Annotated in this window: 10 protein-coding genes; 2 read left to right on the forward strand and 8 right to left on the reverse strand. The window is 69.5% G+C overall.

Going from position 1 to position 7,015, the window contains the following annotated elements:
* The coding region (locus CITRIK5_RS11775; RefSeq protein ID WP_159833801.1) for a hypothetical protein at nt 1-266 on the reverse strand (266 nt) is incomplete at its 3' end.
* A gap of 113 nt (nt 267-379) precedes the next feature.
* Between CITRIK5_RS11775 and CITRIK5_RS11780 the strand changes: the two genes are divergently transcribed.
* Both CITRIK5_RS11780 and CITRIK5_RS11785 read left to right on the forward strand, forming a co-directional pair.
* Complete coding sequence (locus tag CITRIK5_RS11780) at nt 380-619, forward strand: hypothetical protein (protein ID WP_159833803.1); 240 nt, start codon at nt 380-382, stop codon at nt 617-619.
* 261 nt (nt 620-880) lie between these two features.
* The gene (locus CITRIK5_RS11785) at nt 881-2,713 is read left to right on the forward strand and encodes a hypothetical protein (protein WP_159833805.1); all 1,833 of its coding nucleotides are present in this window, start codon (nt 881-883) and stop codon (nt 2,711-2,713) included.
* An 87-nt stretch (nt 2,714-2,800) separates the two neighbouring features.
* Here the strand turns inward: CITRIK5_RS11785 and CITRIK5_RS11790 are convergent, their stop codons facing one another.
* From CITRIK5_RS11790 to CITRIK5_RS11820, 7 genes are all read right to left on the reverse strand, one after another.
* Entirely contained in the window at nt 2,801-3,247 is a 447-nt protein-coding gene (locus CITRIK5_RS11790) for a hypothetical protein (protein ID WP_159833807.1), read from the reverse strand.
* A gap of 16 nt (nt 3,248-3,263) precedes the next feature.
* Nucleotides 3,264-3,710: a TadE/TadG family type IV pilus assembly protein gene (locus tag CITRIK5_RS11795; protein WP_159833809.1), complete on the reverse strand. Its 447-nt coding sequence runs from the start codon at nt 3,708-3,710 to the stop codon at nt 3,264-3,266.
* The gene (locus CITRIK5_RS11800; protein WP_140764550.1) at nt 3,710-4,090 is read right to left on the reverse strand and encodes a TadE/TadG family type IV pilus assembly protein; all 381 of its coding nucleotides are present in this window, start codon (nt 4,088-4,090) and stop codon (nt 3,710-3,712) included. Before CITRIK5_RS11800 ends, CITRIK5_RS11795 begins: the two co-directional genes overlap by 1 nt.
* 44 nt (nt 4,091-4,134) lie before the next feature.
* Nucleotides 4,135-4,326 carry a hypothetical protein gene (locus CITRIK5_RS11805; RefSeq protein WP_140764547.1) on the reverse strand — a complete coding sequence of 64 codons (192 nt, stop codon included), beginning with the start codon at nt 4,324-4,326 and terminating at the stop codon, nt 4,135-4,137.
* A gap of 91 nt (nt 4,327-4,417) precedes the next feature.
* The gene (locus CITRIK5_RS11810; RefSeq protein WP_049161960.1) at nt 4,418-5,284 is read right to left on the reverse strand and encodes a hypothetical protein; all 867 of its coding nucleotides are present in this window, start codon (nt 5,282-5,284) and stop codon (nt 4,418-4,420) included.
* Complete coding sequence (locus CITRIK5_RS11815; protein ID WP_236557209.1) at nt 5,284-6,141, reverse strand: type II secretion system F family protein; 858 nt, start codon at nt 6,139-6,141, stop codon at nt 5,284-5,286. Before CITRIK5_RS11815 ends, CITRIK5_RS11810 begins: the two co-directional genes overlap by 1 nt.
* A gap of 5 nt (nt 6,142-6,146) precedes the next feature.
* Nucleotides 6,147-7,015, reverse strand: an 869-nt coding sequence (locus CITRIK5_RS11820; protein ID WP_159833813.1) for a CpaF/VirB11 family protein, incomplete at its 5' end; no start/stop codon positions are given.

The raw sequence follows: 7,015 nt of genomic DNA on the forward strand, positions 1-7,015 counted from the left end.
GCCGTGAGGGGGATGGGAGTGAAGGCGGCGAGGGCGGTGATCGGGTCGGCACCGAGGCCGCGGGCGTAGTCCCGGACTGCGTAGAGGGGGATGGTGCCGTTGCGCTTGGCCTTGATCAGGCGGTGGGGGCCGTAGCCAGCGGCGGCGGCCATGTCCTTGTACTGGACGTGGGCGCCGGTCTCAGGGCCGTGCGCATGGGTCCACTGCGCGCGGGCCCAGGTCTCGTAATCGTCCCAGGGGATCTGGTGTGCAGCGCTGACTGCCATGCGCGGATCAGCTCCCCTCGTGCTCGTCCCCTCCGCGTGCCGTCAAGTCTATGGGGGCGACTCAGAGAGAAATCGGAGGTGCGCTCTGATCTTTCTAGACCTAGAGTGTTTCCATGCGTAACAACTGGAGGCGCCCTCGCGGCATGGAGACGGTGCAGATCAACGCCTACGTCTCCCCGGACGTGAAGGCTCGCTTGGATGCGATTGCTGCGGCTGCTGATGTGCCGCAGTGGGTCGTGATCGAGGCGGCGTTGCGCTCGGGCACCCCTGGCCCTAACGGCATCCCGCTGGAGTGGGATCTGGTGGGGCCGAACGGGGAGACCCTCCCTATCGAACTCAAGAAGTCCGCATAAATGCCGAAGCGGCAGCCCCTGGCCGGGGGCTGCCGCTTCGGATGAATCAAACCTGGATCCCGCCCACAGTTTGGCGACAGAAGCGGGATCCCAACCCAGAGACGAGACAGTGCATGTTCCGGTTCCAGGTCACCCCCCCAAGGGGGCTTCGTGTCTAGAGTACCAACCTCTACCCCGGGTGGTACATGCAGCCCACCCCCTTTCGCGTCCTCGTGGGCGTTGACCGGGATGCTCAGCCCGCGCCCGACGGCGCGTGTGGCTGTGCACGACATCGACGGCCAGCTGCTGAACGAGTACGCCGGATCTCGGCAGTTGAGCCTGGGGGCTCCCGCCACCCCGTGGGCGATGTACCTGGCCGGCCCCGACCGTCGGTACCGATTCCTGGCCTTCGACTTGGATGCCAAAGGCGGGCGCACCGCAGCCGACGCCGACCACGACGCCCGCGCCCTGGCGACCACCCTGCACGAGGCCGGATTGCCCCCGGTGATCTGCGAGTCCGGCCCCTCCGGCGGCCGCCACATCTGGGTCGGTCTGGCCGACTCCGTGGACCCCGAGACAGTGGCCACTCTGGCCCGCCTGCTCAAGCACGTTCACCCCACCCTCGACATCGCGCCCCTGACCAACGCGGCCACAGGCTGCATGCGCCCTCCGGGAGCCCCGCACCGCCATGGCGGTGTTTCCACGGTGCTCTCCGGTTTGCTCGACACCCTCACCCATCCCACCGCGAGCGCGGTGCAGGTGCGGGCGTTGGTGGAGCGATTGGCCGGTGAACTCACGCGCCAGGATGCCGCACAGGCTCCAGCTGGCCCGTTGCCGGTAGACGAGCAGGGCCGGTTGTTCTTGCCCGGGCCGCGGCGGGCGTTGCCGGCTGGGTCAGCTCAGGCCTTGCAGGAGGACTGCACCGCGGGGGATGCCTCCTCGGTCTTGTGGCGGGTGCTGATCGGTGCCGCTTCGGCTCACTGGCGGTTCGCTGAGATCGCGGCTCTGGTGGCCACGGCGCCGGGGTTGGAGCATGCGCGCACGCGCCGCGAGCGCGATGGGAAGCGCTCTGCCCGCGGAGCGGTGGAGGCGACGGCGTTGCTGCGTCGGCAGTGGGACAAGGCCGCACGCTGGGCTGCTGCGCATGATCGGCGGATCGGTGACGACCCGACGTTCGATCTGCGAGCGGATCGTTTGGCTGCGCTGGTGCGTCAGGTCCAGGAGCGTGCAGATGCCTCTGTGGGGCGTTGGACACGCGGGAGCGGGCCCACGGACCGGCGGGTGCTGGATCTGGTGTGCCTGCTGGTGCTGGAAGGCATGAGCGTGGACGTGGAGGCCGACGTGCGCCGTCTGGGCCTGCGTTCAGGGATCAGTAAGGACACATCATCGAAGGCCCTCTGGCGACTTGCCGCTGACGGCTGGGTGGGACGCACCCGGGCCAGTGAGGGATGTCGAGCGGCCCACTGGTCGATCGACCCCCAGGGCGTTCTCCACAGGGAGTTCGAGAAGTCTCTGACACAAGCGGACCCGCGCCCCCTCGGGGCCGGGGCCGCAGAGAGACTCGCCCTGATCTCCCTGCTCACCGCTCGCCTCGAGGCTGCCTGCCACGATGCCTTCATCCCGGGGGCCGGGATGGGCGCCCTGGCAGGGAACACCTATGCCCGTCTGACGGATGCTCCGAAGAGCACCTCTGTGCTGGCTGCTGAGCTCGGGACGACTGCTGGCCACGCGCGTGCGCTCCTGGACGGTCTCCACGGTTGGGGGCTGGCCGATCTGTCCGTTGGAGGTTGGAGCAGACCCGCCCAGGATCGCCGTGACGTGGTGGCACGGCAGCTCGGTGTCCGGGGTCGTCTGGCGGCTCGGGCCCGGCTGTACCGGCTGGAGCGGGCTGTGTGGGCCTGGTGGCTGGCGGAGCGGGCGTGGATGGATGCCCCTCGCCCGGCCGCAGGAGCCGCTGTCCATGGCGCTCAGCGGCCGGGCCCGGTCCGGGGACTCAACACCCGAGGGCGCTACCCCCGCTACGCCGACTCGGGCCGCGCCGACCATCACCAGGCGCGCGTGTTGCTGGCCGCGGGGACCACCGCGCTCGGCACTCCCCTGCTCGCCGCGGCGTGAGCGCGCCGTCACCTGGCGCGAGCGTGCGGGAGGGGGCGCCCAGCTTCCGCTGAACGCCCCCTCCCGTGGTCTCGGACTGCCGGCCGGTCAGTGGCGGATGTGCATGCGCAGCTCCGCGGTGCCTTCCCCGTGCCCCTGGAGCGGTCCCACGGGCAGGAACTTCGGCTGGTAGTCCACCGTCGCGGACACCCGCACCTGCCGGGGATCGACTGAGACGGTTCCCTGGGCGCCAGAGCGGTTCAGGAACTCCTGGGCTGCCTGAGAGGCCTTGGCCGTGTTCAGCTTCGAGGCCTTGCCGGAGGAACCCAGCTCACCGGCTGCGCCGGCGTTGGCGCCGGCACGAGCAGCCTGCTGGGCGATCGTGACGGCCTGTTCAGAGGCTTGCACCTTCCCGGCCCAGTCGTGGGTGAGGCCGAACCCGGCCAGCAACACGACCGGCGCCAGCAGCACCAGTCCGATCGAGGACTCCCCGACCTCCCCGCGCAGCCGGCCCCACAGGGCATCCCAGACACGCTTGAGTGTGTTCATCGTCATCTCCCCCATCCTGATCTCAGGCCCTCTCCCGGAACGTGTCCACTGGGGAGGTGGCCTCACGGTCGATCGTTACCGCCCCGGGCAGCCCGGGCATCAGCAAGTCCGCCAGAGGCACTTGGCACTGCACCCGCACCGAGGCCTCCCCATCCACCCCGGGCGCGTTCAACAGCGCGGCGGCGTCCACGCTCACGGTCGGATCGCACTTCACGCCGCGCTGGCTCAGCGCGCGGGACACCGTGGACTGCGCCGCGGCGGTCCCCGTACCCGGATCCCTCGCCAGCGTGACCTCACGCACCGCCGCACCCACTGCGGACTCCACCGCGGTCTGAGCCTCGGCCACCCGTCCAGCAGCGATGATCGCCAGCAGGATCATCCCGATTACCGGCATGACCATGATCAGCGACACCGGGGTCTCGCCGTGCTCGGCTCGCCACCGGCGAGCCCAGGGGTTGCGGGTCGGCATCACTGCACCACCCTCTCCGTCGGCCCGGACACGACCTTCTGCACGGCTGGCACCGACCAGTCCCCGATCAGGGTCTGCGAGGTGCCCTGCACGGTCACGGTCATCTGTGTCCCGCCGCCGGCGATCTGCACGGACGCCCCCTCCAGGGTCTGCCCATGCTGGGCGATCACCTGCTGGGCGGCGGCGTATCCGTCGGAGGCGCTACCCTCGGCCACCCGCGCGGCGTGGAAGCCGGCATCGGCCGCGGCCTGGGCCACCATCGTGGCCTGGTAGTACATGCCCACCTGCACCAGGAAGAGCATGACGGCCAGGAACAGGGGGAAGAGCCCGACGAACGACACCGCGGTGTCGCCGTGCTCCTCACGCAGGCGCTGCCACATGTTGCTCTCCCCCTGTTCCTGTTCCGGCGTTGCATGGGCCGGGTTCAGCCCAGCTGGCTGGTCTGGTTCTGCACGTAGGTGGTGATCGCGGCGACCACGATGCCGACGATGGCAATGCCGGCCAGGACGATCAGGATCCACTGCACGGCGTCGCCGCGCTCGTCTCCGACCTTGCCCTCCAGCATCACCTTGACCATCTCGAACTGCATGCTCAGCTGATCCATCATCTGCTTCATCGGTTTCTCCATTCCCATCGGTGGCCACGACGATCGGACGACCCCCGTGGTATAACCCCTCCGCCCCGACTGAGCAGGAAGGGAGTCTGTGTCACCCCAAGAGCGTCAACATCATCGGGGTCAGGATGATCATCACGAACAACACGGCCACGCCGGTGACGAGGTTCATCATCTTGTCCGAGGCCCGCGCCTCACGGGCGGCATCTTCATTGAGCATGCGGATTCGCAAGCCCTTACCCAGCGCCCGCAACGGCTCGTAGACCGCCGCACCCTTGTCCCCGGACAGGGCCATGATCCGGGCTGCGTCCCCGAGCTCGGGCACCTTCAACTGGACCGAGAGCGCCTCCAATGCAGTCCACGGCTGGACCTTGTTGTAGCGGGCCCGCAGCAGCTCCTGACGGATCCGACGGAACGCCCACGCATCTGAGACCGAAGCGGCGTTCTCCAGAGCGACCGCCGCCGGGGCGTCCCGCCGGCGCTCAGCCGCCAGCAGCTCCACGAACACCGCCACCGACCGGCCGAACTCCTCGCGGGCAGCCTTGGCGCGGGTAGTCACGTCGGTGTCCGGCAGGAGCCACGCCACCGCGCCCAGACCCAGCGCGAAGACCAGACCGATCCACAGCGGCAGGGAGAAGAACAGCTGCGCGACCACCGACATCGCCAGCAGGCTGACGACCATCAGCAGCGTCGCAAAGATCTTCTTCCACGTGTGCTCCACCCGGGTGATGCCCACGATGTCCAGGTCAGCCGAAGACAGGCTCATGGTCGCCCGCTCCGGCAGCGTGCGCAGTGCCCACGCCGAGATCCGGTGCTGGAGAGACTGGCCGCGCGCTGCCACGGGATCCATGACCCCGGGCCGGCCAGCCTCAATGGCCCGTAGCTGGGGTCGGGCCGGCAGTGCCGGCAGCAGCAGCATCGCCACCGCGACCCCGAAGCACATTCCAGCAAGCACCAGCATCAGCCCTGCACCGCCTTGCCCAACATGCGTGCCTGCGGCTTGGGCGCCACAGCCTGACGGATCATCCAGAGCATCCCCAGCGTCGCCGCCGCCAGGGCCGCGTACAGCAGCTGCCCCACCGGCTCCCGGTAGGTCGCCATCGGCCCGCCCAGCAGCGGGATGATGCACAGCAGGCCCAGGGTGGCGACCGAGACGATCCGGGACTGACGAGTGGGAGCAGCACGGTCGGAGGCGACCTTGCGGCGGATCTTGACCTCCTCGGACACCCCCTCGGAGAGGTCATCAAGCGAGCGGGCCAGACCGGCGCCGCGCTGCTTCACCGCGAGCTTGAGGTGCAGCACGATCATGTCCCCGGTCGGATCGGACCACTCGTCCGCCAGAACATCCAGGGCTTGGGAAGTGGACCAGCCAGCCTGGATGCGGGCGGCCAGGTGCTCGATCTGCGGGCGGATCAGCGGCCCGGCGTTCGACAGAGACCCCAGCAGTGCCGTCTCCAGCGCCGCGCCGGTGACGATCAACCCCGACAGCGAGCGCGTCCAGGCCTCCATCTGTTGCAGCTGCTCGGTGTGCTTGGCATGGCCGTGGGCCGAGAGGACCAGACGGCCGACGATCACCGCAGCCGGCAGCAGCAGCAGGTACAGCAGGGCACCGGTGAACAGGCCGATGATCAGCCCCACCGCCGCGGCGGCGCCGACGATCATCCAAGTGGTCCGGTCCAGGCGGGCGGCCAGGCGCTTGAGGCGGACCTGCAGCGGGGAGTCCGGGCGGGCCTCCTGGACGGGGGCCGGCATGAACCACTGAACGACGGCCACGGCCAGGCCCCCGACGAGCAGGGCCGCGCCCAGGGCGGAGAGCATCGCGTTCACAGTCGGCCTCCCAGTCGGGTCATCTCGAAGCCGGCGGCCTCCAGGTCGGCGCGGAAGCGCTCGTCGCCGGGAGGGCCGACCGGGCGGGCGTACTCGTCGGTGAGGGAGTCCAGCCGGAACAGCGGCTTGGTGGAGACCTTGCGGTCCCCCTCGCCCGGGGTGACCTCGGAGATCCAGGTCAGCTTGCGCTTGGAGGTGCCGTCGGGCATGCGCAGCTTCTCCATCTGCACCACCACGTCCAGGTGGTGGCCCAGCTGGCGGGCCATGTAGGCCTCACCGAACCGGGCCATGCCCAGGCCGGCCAGACGGTCGATCGCATCGTCCGGGTCGAAGGCGTGCGTCGTGCAGAAAGTTCCGGCGCCGGTCTGCATGGCTTGGATCATCGCGGTGATCTCCGGGCCGCGGACCTCACCGACGAGGATGCGCTGGGAGTTCAGGCGCAGGGCCTTCTCCATGGCCTTCTCCAGGGTGTACTCGCCCACCTGCGTGCCGTCGGCCGCGCGTTCGCCCGAGCCGGGCCGGTACTGCAACGCATAGGGCATCACGGCTCGACCCTCGAGCTCGTGCAGGTGCAGCTCGCGCTCCTTCTCAATCGTCACGATCTGCTCGTGCGGGTCGATCTTGCCCGCGAGCGCACGCATCAGCGTGGTCTTGCCGGCGCCGCCGAAGCCGGCGATCACGATGGTCTTGCCGGCGCGCACGCAGGCGGTCAGGAATTCGGCGGCGTCCTTGGAGAGGTTGCCCATCTCGACCATCTCCTCCAGGGAGATGTTCACGTAGCGGTGGATGCGGAATACCGCGGAGGGGCGGGGAACGATCGGCGGGGCCAGGGCGGCCAGGCGGACGGAGCCGAGCAGGTCCATGT

This window comes from Micrococcus sp. 116 (assembly GCF_902506395.1).
Lineage (GTDB): Bacteria > Actinomycetota > Actinomycetes > Actinomycetales > Micrococcaceae > Micrococcus > Micrococcus luteus.

Coding starts and splice junctions, on each gene's coding strand:
- CITRIK5_RS11805 (WP_140764547.1), bottom strand. CDS start 4,326: ATGAAGCAGATGATGGATCAGCTGAGCATGCAGTTCGAGATGGTCAAG.
- CITRIK5_RS11810 (WP_049161960.1), bottom strand. CDS start 5,284: ATGCTGGTGCTTGCTGGAATGTGCTTCGGGGTCGCGGTGGCGATGCTG.
- CITRIK5_RS11795 (WP_159833809.1), bottom strand. CDS start 3,710: ATGCCGACCCGCAACCCCTGGGCTCGCCGGTGGCGAGCCGAGCACGGC.
- CITRIK5_RS11780 (WP_159833803.1), top strand. CDS start 380: ATGCGTAACAACTGGAGGCGCCCTCGCGGCATGGAGACGGTGCAGATC.
- CITRIK5_RS11815 (WP_236557209.1), bottom strand. CDS start 6,141: ATGCTCTCCGCCCTGGGCGCGGCCCTGCTCGTCGGGGGCCTGGCCGTG.
- CITRIK5_RS11790 (WP_159833807.1), bottom strand. CDS start 3,247: ATGACGATGAACACACTCAAGCGTGTCTGGGATGCCCTGTGGGGCCGG.
- CITRIK5_RS11800 (WP_140764550.1), bottom strand. CDS start 4,090: ATGTGGCAGCGCCTGCGTGAGGAGCACGGCGACACCGCGGTGTCGTTC.